Consider the following 16,026-nt stretch of genomic DNA (forward strand, 5'->3'; position numbering starts at 1 on the left):
TCAAAGGGTGAAGTAATCAACCTCCTTACGTTCCCCTCCCCCAGTAGCTTTCCTGCTCTCCTCAAATTGTTTGTAATAATCGAGCATATACCTTGTTATACTTGGCCTGACTTTTTTCATCGCCTCTTCAAAGTCCCTCTTTGAAACGCGAAGCTTTTCAAGGAACTCTTCAGCTTGTTCTTCTATTAGCTCCTTAGGAGTTCTGGAAACAGCTCTTCTAAGGGCAATCAAGGCTGCTTCTCTAACCAATGCAGCTAAATCTGCACCGCTGTAGCCTTCGGTTTTCTTTGCTAGCTCCTCCAAGCTAACATCACTTGCAAGAGGAACCCTCCTCGTGTGAACCTTGAGAATCTCAAGTCTTGCCTTCTCATCCGGAGCTGGAACTAAGATGAGCCTATCGAATCTTCCCGGCCTAAGTAACGCCGGATCGAGGATATCAGGCCTGTTTGTAGCAGCAATGACCACAACACCACTGTTCTCTTCAATCCCGTCCATTTCTGTGAGCAGCTGGTTAATAAGCCTATCAGTAACCCTGTTGATGTCGCTTCCCCTCATTGGGGCTATTGCGTCAATCTCGTCAATGAACACCACCGTAGGAGCAGCCTGTCTTGCCTTTCTAAAAATTTCTCTAACCCTTTTTTCGCTCTCTCCAACCCATTTGCTAAGCACTTCTGGCCCTCTGATGCCAATGAAGTTGGCCTCACTTTCGTTAGCGACGGCTTTAGCTAATAAAGTCTTACCAGTTCCCGGAGGACCATAGAGGAGGATTCCCTTCGGTGGAGTAATTCCAAGCCTCTGGAAAGCCTTAGGATACTTGAGAGGCCACTCCACTGCTTCCCTCAGTTCTTGCTTAACGTTCTCAAGGCCTCCAATATCTTCCCACCTAACGTTGGGGACCTCTATGAGGACTTCCCTTAAAGCCGAAGGTTCAATCATCTTCAATGCCTCATAGAAATCATTCTTTGTGACCTTAAGCTCCTGAAGCACCTCTGGTGGGATCCTTTCTTCCTCGGGGTTTATCTTCCCTTCTGTTATTAGCCTCCTCAGGACAACCATTGCGGCTTCTCTCGCTAATGCTGCCAAGTCAGCACCAACGAACCCGTGAGTCTTCTCAGCAAGCTCCTCAAGGAGAAGGTCAATCAAACGATGCCTAACTTCTTTGTATATCTCGCCGTCCTCTTTTAAAATCTCCTTAATCTCGTTTTCGTCCTTTGCTCCCTCAACTTTCTTAATAATTTCATCGAGCTTTGCCTTCTCGAAGGAGGATTTCCTTTTCAGCTCATTTAACACCCTCAAGACGCTCTTCTTATCATAATCTGGCTCAAGGGGCATTCCTCTTGTGTGGATTTGGAGTATTTCCTTTCTTCCCTGCTTGTCTGGAACGCCAACCTCAATCTCCCTATCAAACCTACCAGGCCTTCTAAGGGCAGGATCTAGAGCATCGGGTCTGTTAGTGGCAGCTATTACTATTACCTTGCCTCTGCTCTTCAAGCCGTCCATCAAGGTTAAAAGCTGAGAAACAACTCTCTTCTCAACTTCACCTGTAACTTCTTCTCTCTTTGGAGCTATTGCGTCAATCTCGTCAATGAAGATTATGCTCGGAGCATTTTCTTCCGCCTCCTTAAAGATCTCCCTTAGCCTCTCTTCGCTTTCTCCGTAGTATTTGCTCATGATTTCTGGACCGTTAATTGCTATGAAGTGAGCATTAGCCTCATTGGCAACAGCCTTAGCCAACAAAGTCTTACCAGTACCAGGAGGACCATAAAGCAAAACACCCTTAGGCGGCTCAATGCCAAGTCTCTCAAACAGCTCCGGATGCTTAAGAGGAAGCTCTACCATCTCTCTAATCTTTTGGATGGCTTCTTTAAGGCCTCCAATGTCCTCATAGGTAACTTCAGGAACCTTTTCTTCTTTAACCTCTACCGCCTGTGGAAGAACCTCTATTTCGGTGTTGTAGGTTATCTGAACGATCCCTTTTGGATTAGTGTTCACAACGATGAACTTAAGCTCGCCAAATCCCAAAGGAAGGCTCTCAAAGAAGCCCCTAAACAGCTCATCAAATGGGGAGCCGGTATAGAATTCTGTCTCCCTTCCACTTGCCACGATTAGGTCTCCTTTGACCACCGGTCTTCCGAGGAGGTTTCTTTTAACGAGCTCACCTGGAATCTGGAGATAGACCCCCTTTTGTGCCGGTGCCAAAACGACCCTCTTTGCTTCTTGAACCTCCGCTTTTCTTACCGTGACGTAATCCCCTATGCTAACTCCTGCATTTCTCCTAATATAGCCGTCCATTCTTATTATGTCAAGGCCTCTATCGTCGGGATGAGCATTTTCAACTATTGCTGCGGTTTTCCTCTCTCCTTCCAGCTCCACTATATCTCCAGGTTCAACGCCAAGCTGCTTTTGATACTTTCTATCAAACCTAACTATCCCCCTACCAACATCTCGCTTTAACGCTTCAGCAACCCTCAATTTTATTTCTTCTTTGGTTTCCTCCTTCCCAAAAATCATTTTTTATCACCCTTTTTCTTTTTATGAATTTCAATCGCTTCTTCCAGGGTCAAATTTCCCTTAGCCACTTCTCTCGCAAGCTTCGACGAGATTGTTATTTTACCATTACTCAATTCTCGGCTCCGAGTTTTTATGTACTCGATTTCACCCTTTGTAGGTTCACCAGCATGGATAAGCTCTCCCAATTTAACCTCTCTTCCATCTCTTAAAGCTATGTTTATCGAGGCAACTATATCCTGCACCTGAGAGATTTCTATCCCACCAACCTTTGGGGTTGTGCCCCTCTCATTCACGAGGATAATGGGAAAATCCTCACCAAGCACTGAAGCAAGGCTTTTAAGCATTAATATTCGATGTCTTTTTGCCCCATGTCCTATCTTAATCTTTGCCTTGGGATACTTCTCCAAAAGCTCTAAGATCGTGCCAACGTCCTTAGGATTTTTGAGATGATAGACCTCAATTACCCGGTTGTCTGCAACAACGGCCACTCCCGGCCTCTCTCCGGGATCTATGGCAATGTATATGTTCTTAAACCTTTTTCTCCCTTCAAGCCTCGCCAGAAGTTCGTCTATGAAGTTCTCATTTACAACCGCTATCTTGACTGGGAAATTGATTTTATCGTACTCCTCCAAGCTCGTCAGAACGACCTCAACATCAAAGGGGATTCTATCTGTAAGCTTAAGGCTGTAAAAAGGGATTTTATACTCACGTAAGACCTTTGTTGCAAGGTAGTAAACCCTCGCATTCTCAGTAACAACCGCAACCCTCATGATTGATAAATCACGTGAGGACATTAAAAACATTAAGGAAAACACAAAAAAGCAGGAAACTGCTTGAATTTGGAAACAAAGCTGTAAAACTTGAAAAATTTTTTGATAAAGTTTATAAACCTTGGCTGCAGAGATAAGAATGCCCCTAGAGGGGGCGGAGGTGATAAACATGCAACCTCCCAAGAAAAAGAAAGTCGAGGATTATGAAGAGGAAGAAGAGCTCTTCGAAGAGGAAGAATGGGAAGAAGATTGGGATGAGGACTGGGATGAAGAAGAATGGGAAGAGGAAGACTGGGAGGAAGATTTTGAAGAGGACTGGGACGAAGACTGGGACGAGGAAGAAGAGTGGTAAACCATCTCATCCAACAATTTTATTAATCCTTTTCTCCTTCTTTATCCGGGTGATAAAATGGCATTTTTGAAGGTTGTTCCTCTTGAGGAAGCACTAAAAATCATTAACTCCCTACCGCTCAAGCCGAAAATTGAAGAAGTTGCCTTGGAAGAAGCTCTTGGAAGGGTTCTTGCGGAAGATATACGCTCCCCCATAGATGTTCCGCCCTTTGATAGGGCAACGGTAGATGGATACGCGGTTAGGAGTCAAGACACCTGGAACGCGAGTGAGAGCAATCCGGTAGTTCTTAAGGTAATTGGAGAAGTTCATGCTGGGGAAGAGCCTCAAATTGAGCTCGGCGAAGGAAAAGCTGCATACATCTCAACCGGAGCGGTGTTACCAAAAGGAGCCGATGCTGTAATAGAGTTCGAGATAGTAGAGAGAAAGGGAGATGAGGTAATAATCACCAAGCCTACGTATCCCCAAGCGGGTGTAATGAAAGCGGGGACAGATATTCCAAAGGGAACTCTTCTTTTAAAGAAGGGGACAAAACTTGGCTTCAAGGAAACTGCCCTTCTCTCTGCCGTAGGGATAAGCAAGGTGAAGGTCTTTGCAAAACCCAAAGTTGCAGTGATCAGCACGGGGAATGAGGTCATCTTACCCGGAGAAGATCTCAAACGGGGAAAAATTTACGATATTAACGGAAGGGCTGTAAGTGATGCCGTTAGAGAACTTGGAGGCGAAGCATATTTCCTCGGAATAGCAAGGGACAATGAGGAGAGCTTGAAAGAGAAAATACTTGAGGGGCTTAAGTATGACATAGTAATCCTCTCTGGCGGAGCAAGCGGAGGTACGAGGGACTTAACGGCATCAATAATAGAGGAGCTTGGGGAGATAAAAGTGCATGGAATAGCCATACAGCCTGGCAAACCAACAATAATCGGGGTTATAGATGGAAAGCCTATTTTTGGACTTCCGGGGTATCCAACTTCTTGTCTAACGAACTTCACCCTTCTCGTTGCCCCGCTGATTAGGAAGATCCTAGGCGGAGAGTTTGAAACCCAAAGAATCAAAAAGAAGTTGGCCCATAAGGTGTTTTCCGTCAAAGGTAGAAGACAGTTTTTACCGGTTAAGCTAGAAGGAGAAATTGCAAAACCGATCTTGAAAGGCAGTGGAGCAGTCACAAGCTTTATAGAAGCAGATGGGTTTGTTGATATTCCAGAAAACGTTGAGATACTCGAGGAAGGAGAGGAGGTAGATGTTATACTGTTCCGCTTTTAATTTCCAAATAACTTTTAAATGATCTCCTCATTATTAGGGTAGGTGAAAAGGAATGCTCGATATAAAGCTCATCCGTGAAAACCCGGATCTGGTAAAGGGTGACCTAATAAAGCGTGGAGAATTAGAAAAGCTCAAATGGATAGACGAGATTCTTGAACTCGATGAAAAGTGGAGAGAAAACTTAAAGAAAATTAATCTCCTCAGAAGAGAAAGAAACAGGCTTGCCGTGGAGATAGGAAAAAGAAAAAAGGCAGGAGAGCCTGTGGAAGAGCTTTTAGCAAAGAGCAACGAAATAGTAAAACAAATTGAGGAAATCGAAAGAGAAAACAGGGAAATCAAAGAAAAAATCGACTATTATCTCTGGCGCCTTCCCAATATAACCCACGAAAGCGTCCCCATAGGAAAAGACGATACAGAGAATGTTCCAATAAAATTCTGGGGCAAGGCAAGGGTATGGAAAGGTCACTTAGAGAGCTTTCTAGAGCAGAGCCAAGGAAAGATGGAGTATGAAGTGATTGAGTGGAAGCCACACCTTCATGCTGATCTGTTACCTAAACTTGGAGGGGCGGACTTTGAAAGGGCCGCAAAGGTAAGCGGTTCAAGGTTCTTCTACCTCTTAAACGAAATCGTCATCCTTGACCTTGCATTGATAAGGTTTGCCCTCGACAAGCTCATCGAAAAAGGATTTATCCCTGTAATACCGCCGTACATGGTCAGAAGATACGTGGAAGAAGGGGTTACCAGCTTTGATGACTTTGAAAACGTGATCTACAAAGTAGAGGGAGAAGACCTCTACCTAATACCAACTTCAGAGCATCCGCTTGCTGGTCTTCACGCAAACGAGATTCTTGATGGGAACGATTTACCTCTCCTCTACGCTGGGGTAAGCCCATGTTTCAGGAAAGAGGCAGGAACAGCTGGAAAAGACACTAAGGGAATCTTTAGGGTACACCAGTTCCATAAAGTTGAGCAGTTCGTATATTCAAAGCCAGAAGAAAGCTGGGAATGGCACGAAAAGCTCCTCCAGAATGCGGAAGAAATCTTTCAAGCCCTTGAGATTCCATACAGAGTTGTTAACATATGTACCGGAGACTTAGGCTATGTTGCGGCAAAGAAGTATGACATTGAAGCGTGGATGAGTGCACAAGGAAAGTTCAGAGAGGTTGTAAGCTGTTCAAACTGTACAGAATGGCAAGCGAGGAGATTAAACATAAGGTTTAGGGACAAGCCAAACGAAAAGCCGCGCTTCGTTCACACACTCAACTCAACGGCAATAGCTACATCAAGGGCGATAGTGGCAATAATAGAGAACTTCCAGGAGGAGGATGGAACAGTAAAGATACCAAAAGTTCTTTGGCCATACACAGGGTTTAAAGAAATAGTGCCGGTAGAGAAGAAAGAAAAGTGCTGCAAAGGTTAATCTCTGCTTTGGCTTTCCTTTAACAATTTCATTCCCTCTTTTACATCAACTTCGCCTTCAAAGCTATCCAGCTCAAGGTTCAAGGCTTTGAGAACCTTAAATTGAAAAACCGAGCCACGTTTGTTCACTCTTACCACAGTTGTAGCAAACTCTTCAAACATCGGAAGTATCATCGGTTCAGCCTTTTCAATCATGTCCAAGTTCAAGAAGTAGAATGTCTTTCTTCTCTCATCACCAACAAAGCTTAGCATAAAATTAACCAAGCTTAGGGTATCCCTCACGGAGCTTGAGTACAGTGCAAAGAGCTTTCCCACACCGACAACAATATTAACAACGTTTCCCTCCGAAAACAGACTTTCTAAGAGTTTTGCAATTTCCTTTTCTATAACGCTTTCCTCACTTATGGGAATTCTCCTAAGGACGTTACCGACCTCAAGCCTGCCCCCGAGCTTGATAACTTTGATATCATGAAAAACATTCACATCAAGGCCACTAAGCCTAGCATGCTCCATATAAATCTTTAGCGTGTCCAAAATATCCGTGACCACTACCATATACCCATTTTTCTTGGCCCAGCTAACCAAGCTATAGAGCCCAAACGAAGGGAAACCTATGCTGTTGTACTCAAGGAGCACAGTCTCACCAAACTTCGTTTTCTCCCAAATATTAACAACAGGGTGCTGCATCTTCCATCACCTTCGTTATAACTCAGCAAGAACATTAAAAAACGTTGCTATTTCTTCCGAAAGTTTTCCATTAGAGAAGTTAGGTAAGAAGTAAACGGCTTTTGAATTATTAAAGCCAAGTTTTGAAACTGTAAGAGGAGCTTGAAGAGGTTTCTTTAAAAATCCGAAGAGATAATGAGTGAAGAATGGGAAAGGCATCAGTGTCATGCATTGGCATCTTTCTTTTTCCTCCGTTCTTTCTTCTCTCTCAAATACGGGTACCTCATTATATGCCCACATTCCAAGCATTTTATAACGACGTGAGGCATTCTTTTCTGTCTCAACCTAACCCGAGCATTAACGCCGGGAACAAGAAAGGAATGACACCTCTTGCAGTACCTCCTTTTCCATTTCCTCGGCATTCTAACCTTGGCCTTTTGTTGCACTGCCAAGGCTATCTCAACATAGCGATTTGCCAGTTCTTTGTCATAGGGAAAGACTCTCTCAGCTAGGCTAAAAAGAATATCTATTCTTTCGAGGGCTATCCTTTTCTTTTCCCTCTGTTCCCTGCGCTTTATGAACTTTTTTGACATCTTCTCACTACTCCGGCTTTATCATCTTTAACCTACCTATGAACAGCTCATAAAGGTAGCCATCAGCAATAAGGCGTTCTATGACCTCCTCTGCATAGGAAGGCTTGAATCCATACTCCACCAGTGCCTTGTAAAACTCCTCCCTGCTAACAGAGCCATCTATTGAAGTAGCCTCCAAATCCATAAAGACCCTCAAAGCCATTACCAAACGTTTGTTTCTAAAGTCCCGCTCGATGTATTTCTCATAAATCTCCAACACCTTCAACATGTCTCTTTCTGAGATTTCGTTTATCCACATATCCACTATCTCTTGGTTCATATTTATAACGTCGCTTATGATGTGGGTGTTTATCTCGCCCTCAAATCGTGCCATTGAGCCGAGGAGGCGGAGGCTTAGGAGGTACCTCGTGTTTGTTTCGAATATCATCCCCTTAAGCCTTAAAGCGTCGAATTTTTCTCCGTATTCGCGGGCATTTCTAAAGACCCATCTTTCAAATCTTTCTCTAAACTTCTCTATCATTTTATCGGAAGGGTTAAGCGAGGGTATTTTTTCTTTTTCCAGAAATATTGTGGCTAGGAGATTGGGCATAAGTTGCTCCAGCTCCCGGTTTTTCTCCCATCCTATGGGTTCATTTACAATAAAAGGCGTTTCGGAAGTATAGGCCAAAGGATCCTCTGGAGAAATCCGTTTGTACACTTTTGGGGTCAGAAATACTGCTTGCTTTTTCTCAAAATATCCTCTAGCCCACTCTGCAACTGGAACTTCTTTTTTGAGGAGACTTTTGGTCGAGGGCGAGTAGTACCTGCCCCCTTCAAAGAAGAATGGAAGGTCAAGATCAAGATTATCATCTACAAAGGATTTTGCTTTTCCTTTTTTCAAGATAAGCTCTTCAGGAAAAAGGTTGATCAAATATCTCGAGGCTTCCCAAAGAGATTTTACAATTTTGAGGTCATTTTTAAGGGCAGAAAACGTCACGCCCTCTCCCCAGAATCTTCCACTACCAACTACCGAAGGAGAGGCAAAGAGAGAATAAAGAATAGCCTGCCTGAGCTCGTAATTGGCATTGATTGTCCCCTCTATGAGATTCTCCAGCTCTTCCTTTTTAAGGGCAAGCTCCTTATACTGAAGCCAGTAATTCTCAACACTGGCTTTTTCCAGAGAAGTAACATGTATAAGGCGCATGTTTCCGAAGGGATACGCATCCATAGTTCCTTCAATTTTAACGTACTCCCCACTCTTCAGTTCTGCATTTATCCTGCTCTTTTCGGTTATCTTTATAGCCACGTAAGGTCTAATATCGCTCTTTGAGAGCTCACTTGGGGAGAGAGGGGAGAGAAGATAGTACACTCCATCTTTCGGCACATTTGGAGGCGGTCTTAGGATCAAGAACCCCTCTACCTCTATAGGCTCCCCATTTTTATAGGATTGAATAACCCTCTGAAAGTCCCTAGCCCTTTTTGATGGGCTTATTGTCAATCTCTCAACACTTCTAAGCAATGCGTAGATCATCAGAGGAAATTCAACCGTAAACTTTATAAAGCCTGTGCTGAGAGTTAGTATCGGTACGGCGGTCATAGCGGCGGGGTCACACCCGGACTCGTTTCGACCCCGGAAGTTAAGCCCGCCAGCGATCCCGGGTGTACTGCCCTCCGAGAGGGGGCGGGAAACCGGGGACGCCGCCGGCCACTCAACAAACTTTTTCTGAGAGTTCTCAAGAACAGATGAAACAAATTATAAATTACGGTATTGCTCTTTGGAAAAATTGTAAAAATTAAAAAGAAGTCACTCTTCTCTTTCACAAAGCTCAAGGAGAACTCCACCAACACTCTTCGGGTGTATAAAAGCTATTTTAGCCCCACCTGCTCCTATTCTAGGCTTTTCATCAATGAGTCTGAACCCCTTTTCTTTGAGCTTCTCTAGGTGCTCCTCAATGTTGTCAACGCCGAGAGCAATGTGGTGTATGCCTTCTCCTCTCTTTTCGATAAACTTCGCTATTGGTGAGTCTTCTGCAGTTGCCTCTAAGAGCTCAATCCTCGTTTCACCGGCGTGGAAAATAGCAGTCCTAACTTTTTGATCCGGAACTTCCTCAATCTCCTCAACCTTTAACCCGAGATTTTCCCAAATCTTAATAGCTTCCTCAAGGTTCCTAACGGCAATTCCAATATGGTCAACTTTCTTTATCATACTTTCACCCCCAAGGCTTTCTCTAAAACAAGATCAGCAGCAGAATAAGGATCAATCTCTCTGTTGGCAATCTTCTCTATGAGCTGAGATATCTCATTATCCCCCATCATTTCCCCAATTTTCCTTGCGATAGTGCTCGAAACGATTGCTTTGATCTCTTCTTCCACTCTGAATTTTCTTTTCTTTTCGATTTCCCCACTCTCCAACAAAAAGTCCCTGTGTTTGTTGATGGCTTCCCAAAGCTGATCGATCCCTTTATTGGTAAAAGCAACGGTGGAAACTATTGGCGGCCTCCAGCCCCTTTTCTCCCATTTCTCCTTTTCAAGATCGAGCATCAGCTCAAGTTCGAATATTGTAGCCTCCGCGCCTTCTTTATCAGCTTTGTTGACCACAAAGATATCCGCTATCTCCATAAGCCCCGCTTTTATGGCTTGAATGTCATCTCCTAAGCCTGGAACGGTGACCAAAACTACCGTATCGGCGGTTTTTACAATATCCACCTCAATCTGCCCCACACCAACGGTTTCTACAAAAATAACATCACAGCCGTAGGCATCAAGTATTTTTATAGCATCGTTGGTTGCCTTTGCCAATCCCCCGAGAGAGCCCCTTGTTGCCATGCTCCTTATAAATACGCCCGGGTCTGTGGAGTGCCTTTGCATTCTTATCCTATCTCCAAGAAGAGCCCCTCCAGTGAACGGAGATGTAGGGTCTATGGCTATAACTCCCACTATTTTCCCTTCTTCCCTGGCTTTTTTTATGAGCTTATCAACTAGAGTCGACTTTCCAGAGCCAGGGGGGCCGGTTATTCCAACGATATAGGCGTTTCCGGTATATGGGTAAATCTTCTTGACTATTTCCCTTGCTTTTTCTTCATCGTTTTCTACTAAAGTTATCAGCCTTGCAGTTGCCCTCTTATCTCCTTTAAGCATTCTCTCAATTAGCTCGTCTATCATATTTATCACTTGGATTAATTATCCAAAAAAGAAAATATAAACCTTAGCTTTCTCCCCTGAACTTCTTGAGCTTTGGAACGTTCTCATCGATGAACTTGATGATCTCTTCAATTGAACTTCCAGGGCCGAAAACCCTTGCAACACCCATTTTTTCAAGCTCTTGAGCATCGTCAGGGGGTATTATACCTCCGGCAAGCACGAGTATATCTTCATTCGGTTTTATACCTTTCTCCTCAAGAAGCCTGAGAATCTTTGGGATGAGAACCATGTGTGCTCCGGAAAGAATGCTCAACCCAAGAACATCTATATCCTCTTGTATGACGCTTTCTACTATCTGCTCGGGCGTTTGTCTTATTCCAGTATAGATGACCTCAAAACCCGCATCCCTAAGTGCCCTCGCTATGACCTTTGCCCCTCTATCGTGACCATCCAGTCCCGGCTTTGCTATTAGAACCCTAACCTTCGAACGCTCGACCATATTCACCACCGACTTTCATTAGAGTAAAATAGTATTTAAAGGTTGTCAAACCTAAAGGTTGGGGTTTACATTGGATATTTTATCCAAAAAAGTGCAAGGCTTTTAAATTTTTAAGCGGATGAGATACGGGAGCTAAGATGATGGACCTCCACACCCATACGAGGTTTTCTGATGGAATCGGTTACATAAGGGACAATATTGCCGAGGCTGAGAGGAAGGGACTAAAGATTGTTGGAATCAGCGATCACGTGCATTTCTTTACTCCTCACCTGCTCAACTCATACCTTTCCCTTATAGATCAAGCCAAAAAAGAAAGCGAGATAACTGTTCTGGCTGGGATAGAGGCCAATATTCTCCCGGAAGGGGTTGATATAAACGACGACTTTAGAAAAAAGCTCGACTATGTAATAGCCTCCGTTCACCTTTACTTCGACCCAGGGAGGTATGATGAATATCTCGAACTCATAAAACTCGCCCTTCAGGACGAGAATGTCGATATAATAGGACACTTTGGGAATGTCTTTCCCTATGTGGGCTATCCTTCGATTGAAGAATATAAAGAGATAGTCGAGCTGGCAGAAAAACATGGGAAGGCTTTTGAGATAAGCTCCCGATACAGAGTGCCGGAGTTAGACTTCATAAAGCTGTGCATCCAGAAGGGAGTAAAACTAACATTCGCAAGCGATGCCCATCAGCCAAGAGATGTTGGAAACATAAGCTGGAGCTTAAAAGCGTTCAAAAGAGCCGGAGGCAAAAAGGAGGATTTACTCTTTTCAGAGCTCTTATGAAAGTTTAAATCCAAGTTTTCTAAGCTCAAGGATTATTTTCATCGGAAAGCCGACAACGTTGTAGTAATCACCTTTTATCCCTTCCACCAGAATTCCTCCTTTCCCTTGGATTCCATAGGCACCTGCCTTGTCAAGGGGTTCGCCTGTAGCGACGTACCATTCTATCTCTTCTTCGCTGAGCTCCCTAAACTTAACCTCTGTGACCACATAACCTGTAATCTCACTCTCTTTATGGATAATGCAGTAACCAGTTATGACCTTGTGTATTCTTCCGCTTAAAGCTCTGAGCATTTCCTTTGCTTCTTCCTTATTCTTTGGCTTTCCAAGGATTTTGCCGTCCAAGACGACGATGGTATCTGCTCCTATTACCGTGCCTCCATATCGGGAGTAAACATCACGGGCTTTTTTCTTTGCCACCTCTACAGCATGCTCTGCCGGGTCTAAAGCTTTAGATTCCTCACTAACGTTGCTCGGGATGACGTCAAAAGCATCAAAGAACTTTGCAAGTATTTCCCTTCTCCTTGGACTTTGAGACGCTAAGATTAGCCTCATCAAAAGGCACTTAAAGGATGAAAATATAAAAATTTCGGGCGATGAGGACAATTTCGCTAGCTGAGTAATGATGAGTACCCTCGCAACCGAGCCAAAAAGAGAATTAAAGAGAAGCCCAGAGCTCTATTCCCGCATCTAGCACTCTCTTGAGCTCTTTACCAATTGGTGTGTTTTTGTTAACCTTTACAAGCCCCTTTCTTGAAGGCGTTGCGGTGAATATGTACTGCTCACCTGCAAAGAACTTAAGGGGTTTCTTAGCAAAATCGGGTGAAACTCTAAGGACTATTTGCTTTTTCTTTTCTTCTGCCTCCACAGGTATCTTTTCTTTGGGCATTTCCGCGAGCTTTTCGTCAAAGCTTCTTACATCGATACTTATGCCAAGCTTTTTCTCTATTTCGCTTATTCTCTTGCCCTTCTTCCCTATTATTGCCGGGATGTCGAACTCATCTGCGTATATTATAGCCTTGTGTGGACTTGCAAGCTCAACTTCCGTGTAAACGTCGGGAAGGAACTTCTTGATCTCCTGTTTAAGCTTTTTCTCCGCAAGTTTCATTGCCGGCGGCTTCTCTTTTTTCTTTACTGGAACAACGCTTATCTCTTCTCCATAGGTGTAAATCTCGTATTCAAGTTCACCCGTCATGAAGTCCCTGACCTCTATAACCGGTCTCGCTAAGTCCTCTTCAGTCATCCCACTTGGCACCTTAACCTTATACTCCAGAGTCAGAACTTTATCAACATTCCCCGCTTTTATGAATATCACTGTATCAACTATTTGAGGGATCATTCCAAGCTCCACCCTTCCAATAAACCTCTGAATGGCATCTATAGGCTTTGTAGCGTGTACAACGCCTATCATTCCAACTCCCGCAAGCCTTAGGTCAGCATAGATCTTGAAGTCACTCGTCTTTCTCATCTCGTCAAATATGGTGTAATCTGGTCTCACAAGCAATAGAACATCCCCTGTTTTTTCCATTCTTCCCCCAAGTGCTGTATACTGGGTTATCTTTTCACTAACCTGAAGGTCTCTGGGTTTTTCCATTGTCTTAACTATCTTACCCATAGAGGCATAGTACTCAGCTAAAGCCTGTGCAAAAGTTGTCTTTCCCTCTCCAGGCGCACCAGCTATAAGTATTCCCTCCGCTTTGTCGGTTAAACGTTCTAAGAGCTTTTCTGGGAGGTCGTAGTCCTCTATGCTCAATTTGGTTATTGGCCTTACAGCTGTAATCTCTATTCTATCGGCAAACGGAGGCTTTGCTATAACTATACGGTAGTTCCTCAACTGAACAACAGTAGCTCCTGGCTCATCAAGCTCTATAAACGACTCTGGGTCTCTCTTAGCCCTCTCGACTATGTCATCCGCTATCTCCTCAAGCTCCTTATCCGTAAGCTCCTCATCCCTTATGGGAACAAGCCTCCATTGACCGGGCTTTCCTTTCTTTGCCAATGGCTTTACTCCGGCTTTAAGGTGAACGCTCATTGTGTGCTCATCAAAAAAGTCCTCAAGTCTGTGCTTGACCTCTTTTCTGCTCTCCAAGTAGATTACCTCAATGCCCTTGGCTATGGCAATATCCCTCTGCACCTGATCACCGGTTATAAGGATTGCGTTAAGCTCTCTGGCAACTTCTCTTATCATGTGGTCAATTTCCCCAGCCTTTGCCCTTCTAATTTGCCACAAATCCGGCCTTTCACCGTAGAATTCTAAAAGGATCTTATCTTCATCGGCAAGCTTTCTAAGTTTTTTTAACTCTTCCAATCCAGTGTGCCCTATAGCCTTGCCCTCATTTGCCTGATGCTCGATCTCAGCAACGACGGCCTCAGGAATAATTACCTTAACCTTTTCGTTAATCCTATTGAGGTATTGAGTGAGCCTCCCATCGACTATAACACTCGTGTCTGCAACAAATACCCTCATTTTTCTCACCTTCCCATTGCTGGTCTCTCCACTTATAACCTTTTGGTAAAAGTTCATAAAGGTTTAGGAGAATTATAGTGGGGAATAAACATGGGGAGAATAATCTCAATAGCTTCTGGAAAAGGAGGTACCGGAAAAACAACCATTACAGCAAACCTTGCGATTGCTCTAGGAAAGTTGGGAAAAAAAGTATGCGCGGTTGATGCGGATTTGACTATGGCAAACCTAAGCCTGCATTTTGGATTAGACGATGCTGGAAGAACTATTCACGATGTGTTAATTGAAGGGGAAGACATAAGAAAAGCTGTCCATACCACGAAGTACGAGCTCGTGTACGTAGTCCCAGCTGCAGTGGATTGGGAGCACGTTGCTAAAGCAGATCCTAGAGATCTACCAAAGGTGATCCCCAAGCTAAAGGAGGATTTTGATTACATCCTTATAGACTGTCCAGCGGGGCTGCAAATAGATGCCATGAGTGCCATGCTGAGTGGGGAGGAGATTATCCTAGTAACTAATCCGGAGATAGCAAGCCTCAGCGACACAATGAAAGTAGGGATAGTGCTGAAGAAAGCTGGGCGAGAAGTTTTGGGGTTTATACTTAACAGGTACGGTGGACATAAAAACGACATACCCCCAGAAGCCGCCGAAGAGGTTATGGAGTTTCCTCTCTTGGCAGTTATTCCTGAAGATCCAAAAGTAAGGGAAGCAGCACTGGAAGGAATGCCCGTAGTAGTATATGCTCCAGATTCAAAAGCCTCAAAAGCATTTTTTGAACTTGCGGAGAAGATTGTAGGGATGGAATCAGGGAGACAATGGTGGATGGAGTGATAGTGGTATTCGTTGGAACCGCTGGAAGCGGAAAAACCACTCTAACAGGAGAATTTGGGAAGTTTTTGGAAGAGAACGAGAAGAGGGTAGCATATATCAACTTAGATACGGGAGTCAAGACCCTTCCCTACACCCCTACAGTGGATGTTAGAGAGCATATAACCGTGGAAGAGCTTATGAAAAAGGGTTACGGGCCCAATGGGGCTATTGTGGAAAGCTATGACTTTTTGATGGACTATCTCGACGAATACGTTGAAAAAATACTAGAGCTGGAAAAAGAAAACGACTACGTTCTTATAGATACCCCAGGCCAGATGGAAACGTTTCTCTTCCATGATTTTGGGGTTAAGCTAATGGAAAACCTCCCAACTCCGCTTGTTGTATACTTATTTGATCCCACAATACTAAGAAAACCTCATGATTACTGCTTTGTTAGGTTTTTTGCCCTTTTGATAGACCTTCGGCTTGGTGCAACAACCGTACCAGCTCTTAACAAGGTGGACCTTATCAGAGATTTGGAAAAGATAAAAAGGTATCTAGAGGATGTTGAATATCTCTCAGCTCGTTTAAAGCTTGACAGTTCAATGCAGGGACTTTTGGCGTACAAGCTATGTAAATTTTTACCCGAAGTCTCACCCCCGGTTAGGGTGCTCTATCTATCCGCAAAAACGAGAATCGGATTCGATGAACTTGAGACGGTGGCTTATGAACACTACTGCACCTGTGGGGATTTAACATAAGTTCAGCAGAAAAAAT

At 43.9% G+C, this 16,026-nt stretch carries 17 protein-coding genes and 1 rRNA gene; 7 read left to right on the forward strand and 11 right to left on the reverse strand.

Features of this window, described 5'->3' with window-relative positions:
* On the reverse strand, positions 1 to 2,511 hold the full coding sequence (locus NF859_RS07130) for a CDC48 family AAA ATPase (RefSeq protein WP_252743631.1): 2,511 nt from the start codon (positions 2,509 to 2,511) through the stop codon (positions 1 to 3).
* Entirely contained in the window at positions 2,508 to 3,281 is a 774-nt protein-coding gene (locus NF859_RS07135; protein WP_020953776.1) for a RuvC family protein, read from the reverse strand. The genes NF859_RS07130 and NF859_RS07135 overlap by 4 nt, the downstream gene beginning before the upstream one ends.
* 121 nt (positions 3,282 to 3,402) lie before the next feature.
* Here NF859_RS07135 and NF859_RS07140 point away from each other — a divergent pair, with 121 nt between their 5' ends.
* The 3 genes from NF859_RS07140 to serS are packed head-to-tail and all read left to right on the forward strand — an operon-like array spanning position 3,403 to position 6,313.
* Positions 3,403 to 3,633 (forward strand): hypothetical protein, encoded by a 231-nt coding sequence (locus tag NF859_RS07140; RefSeq protein WP_252743632.1) that lies wholly within the window; start codon positions 3,403 to 3,405, stop codon positions 3,631 to 3,633.
* A 57-nt stretch (positions 3,634 to 3,690) separates the two neighbouring features.
* Entirely contained in the window at positions 3,691 to 4,893 is a 1,203-nt protein-coding gene (locus tag NF859_RS07145; protein ID WP_252743633.1) for a molybdenum cofactor synthesis domain-containing protein, read from the forward strand.
* Between the two features lie 52 nt (positions 4,894 to 4,945).
* Positions 4,946 to 6,313 carry a serine--tRNA ligase gene (gene serS, locus NF859_RS07150; protein ID WP_252743634.1) on the forward strand — a complete coding sequence of 456 codons (1,368 nt, stop codon included), beginning with the start codon at positions 4,946 to 4,948 and terminating at the stop codon, positions 6,311 to 6,313.
* Here the strand turns inward: serS and NF859_RS07155 are convergent.
* Genes NF859_RS07155 through NF859_RS07170 form a run of 4 tightly spaced genes read right to left on the reverse strand, consistent with a single transcriptional unit; the run spans position 6,310 to position 9,081 of the window.
* Entirely contained in the window at positions 6,310 to 6,999 is a 690-nt protein-coding gene (locus NF859_RS07155; RefSeq protein WP_252743635.1) for a DUF257 family protein, read from the reverse strand. The genes serS and NF859_RS07155 overlap by 4 nt on opposite strands.
* 15 nt (positions 7,000 to 7,014) lie before the next feature.
* The gene (locus NF859_RS07160; RefSeq protein ID WP_252743636.1) at positions 7,015 to 7,206 is read right to left on the reverse strand and encodes a hypothetical protein; all 192 of its coding nucleotides are present in this window, start codon (positions 7,204 to 7,206) and stop codon (positions 7,015 to 7,017) included.
* Positions 7,203 to 7,571, reverse strand: a complete 369-nt coding sequence (locus NF859_RS07165; protein WP_252743637.1) for a ribonuclease P protein component 4 — start codon at positions 7,569 to 7,571, stop codon at positions 7,203 to 7,205. Before NF859_RS07165 ends, NF859_RS07160 begins: the two co-directional genes overlap by 4 nt.
* 7 nt (positions 7,572 to 7,578) lie before the next feature.
* Complete coding sequence (locus tag NF859_RS07170; RefSeq protein WP_252743638.1) at positions 7,579 to 9,081, reverse strand: hypothetical protein; 1,503 nt, start codon at positions 9,079 to 9,081, stop codon at positions 7,579 to 7,581.
* A 54-nt stretch (positions 9,082 to 9,135) separates the two neighbouring features.
* Between NF859_RS07170 and rrf the strand changes: the two genes are divergently transcribed.
* Positions 9,136 to 9,257, forward strand: a 5S ribosomal RNA gene (gene rrf, locus NF859_RS07175).
* A 97-nt stretch (positions 9,258 to 9,354) separates the two neighbouring features.
* Here the strand turns inward: rrf and mce are convergent.
* From mce to NF859_RS07190, 3 genes are read right to left on the reverse strand one after another with little or no spacing between them, the layout of a single operon-like run.
* Entirely contained in the window at positions 9,355 to 9,756 is a 402-nt protein-coding gene (mce, locus tag NF859_RS07180) for a methylmalonyl-CoA epimerase (RefSeq protein ID WP_252743639.1), read from the reverse strand.
* The gene (gene meaB, locus NF859_RS07185) at positions 9,753 to 10,712 is read right to left on the reverse strand and encodes a methylmalonyl Co-A mutase-associated GTPase MeaB (protein ID WP_252743755.1); all 960 of its coding nucleotides are present in this window, start codon (positions 10,710 to 10,712) and stop codon (positions 9,753 to 9,755) included. Before meaB ends, mce begins: the two co-directional genes overlap by 4 nt.
* 43 nt (positions 10,713 to 10,755) lie before the next feature.
* Positions 10,756 to 11,190 (reverse strand): cobalamin B12-binding domain-containing protein, encoded by a 435-nt coding sequence (locus tag NF859_RS07190; protein WP_252743756.1) that lies wholly within the window; start codon positions 11,188 to 11,190, stop codon positions 10,756 to 10,758.
* Between the two features lie 140 nt (positions 11,191 to 11,330).
* On the opposite strand from NF859_RS07190, the gene NF859_RS07195 reads away from it, so the two are divergent.
* Positions 11,331 to 11,978, forward strand: coding sequence for a PHP domain-containing protein (locus NF859_RS07195; protein WP_252743757.1), 648 nt, complete (start codon positions 11,331 to 11,333; stop codon positions 11,976 to 11,978).
* On the opposite strand, the gene NF859_RS07200 is transcribed toward NF859_RS07195, so the two are convergent.
* Both NF859_RS07200 and NF859_RS07205 read right to left on the reverse strand, forming a co-directional pair.
* Positions 11,973 to 12,530: a Maf-like protein gene (locus tag NF859_RS07200; RefSeq protein ID WP_252743640.1), complete on the reverse strand. Its 558-nt coding sequence runs from the start codon at positions 12,528 to 12,530 to the stop codon at positions 11,973 to 11,975. The two genes, NF859_RS07195 and NF859_RS07200, sit on opposite strands and share 6 nt — an antisense overlap.
* A 103-nt stretch (positions 12,531 to 12,633) precedes the next feature.
* Positions 12,634 to 14,442: a PINc/VapC family ATPase gene (locus NF859_RS07205; RefSeq protein WP_252743758.1), complete on the reverse strand. Its 1,809-nt coding sequence runs from the start codon at positions 14,440 to 14,442 to the stop codon at positions 12,634 to 12,636.
* A 90-nt stretch (positions 14,443 to 14,532) separates the two neighbouring features.
* On the opposite strand from NF859_RS07205, the gene minD reads away from it, so the two are divergent.
* Both minD and NF859_RS07215 read left to right on the forward strand, forming a co-directional pair.
* Positions 14,533 to 15,270, forward strand: coding sequence for a cell division ATPase MinD (gene minD, locus NF859_RS07210; protein ID WP_252743641.1), 738 nt, complete (start codon positions 14,533 to 14,535; stop codon positions 15,268 to 15,270).
* Entirely contained in the window at positions 15,267 to 16,010 is a 744-nt protein-coding gene (locus NF859_RS07215; protein WP_252743759.1) for an ATP/GTP-binding protein, read from the forward strand. Before minD ends, NF859_RS07215 begins: the two co-directional genes overlap by 4 nt.
* Positions 16,011 to 16,026 lie beyond the last annotated feature (16 nt).

Origin of the sequence: Thermococcus alcaliphilus (assembly GCF_024054535.1) — an archaeon.
GTDB lineage: Archaea > Methanobacteriota_B > Thermococci > Thermococcales > Thermococcaceae > Thermococcus_A > Thermococcus_A alcaliphilus.

Bases quoted from the DNA above. Each gene is read 5' to 3' on its own strand.
- NF859_RS07130 (WP_252743631.1), bottom strand. From the start codon at position 2,511: ATGATTTTTGGGAAGGAGGAAACCAAAGAAGAAATAAAATTGAGGGTT.
- NF859_RS07135 (WP_020953776.1), bottom strand. From the start codon at position 3,281: ATGAGGGTTGCGGTTGTTACTGAGAATGCGAGGGTTTACTACCTTGCA.
- NF859_RS07145 (WP_252743633.1), top strand. From the start codon at position 3,691: ATGGCATTTTTGAAGGTTGTTCCTCTTGAGGAAGCACTAAAAATCATT.
- serS (WP_252743634.1), top strand. From the start codon at position 4,946: ATGCTCGATATAAAGCTCATCCGTGAAAACCCGGATCTGGTAAAGGGT.
- NF859_RS07155 (WP_252743635.1), bottom strand. From the start codon at position 6,999: ATGCAGCACCCTGTTGTTAATATTTGGGAGAAAACGAAGTTTGGTGAG.
- NF859_RS07160 (WP_252743636.1), bottom strand. From the start codon at position 7,206: ATGACACTGATGCCTTTCCCATTCTTCACTCATTATCTCTTCGGATTT.
- NF859_RS07165 (WP_252743637.1), bottom strand. From the start codon at position 7,571: ATGTCAAAAAAGTTCATAAAGCGCAGGGAACAGAGGGAAAAGAAAAGG.
- NF859_RS07170 (WP_252743638.1), bottom strand. From the start codon at position 9,081: ATGATCTACGCATTGCTTAGAAGTGTTGAGAGATTGACAATAAGCCCA.
- mce (WP_252743639.1), bottom strand. From the start codon at position 9,756: ATGATAAAGAAAGTTGACCATATTGGAATTGCCGTTAGGAACCTTGAG.
- meaB (WP_252743755.1), bottom strand. From the start codon at position 10,712: ATGATAGACGAGCTAATTGAGAGAATGCTTAAAGGAGATAAGAGGGCA.
- NF859_RS07190 (WP_252743756.1), bottom strand. From the start codon at position 11,190: ATGGTCGAGCGTTCGAAGGTTAGGGTTCTAATAGCAAAGCCGGGACTG.
- NF859_RS07195 (WP_252743757.1), top strand. From the start codon at position 11,331: ATGGACCTCCACACCCATACGAGGTTTTCTGATGGAATCGGTTACATA.
- NF859_RS07200 (WP_252743640.1), bottom strand. From the start codon at position 12,530: ATGAGGCTAATCTTAGCGTCTCAAAGTCCAAGGAGAAGGGAAATACTT.
- NF859_RS07205 (WP_252743758.1), bottom strand. From the start codon at position 14,442: ATGAGGGTATTTGTTGCAGACACGAGTGTTATAGTCGATGGGAGGCTC.
- minD (WP_252743641.1), top strand. From the start codon at position 14,533: ATGGGGAGAATAATCTCAATAGCTTCTGGAAAAGGAGGTACCGGAAAA.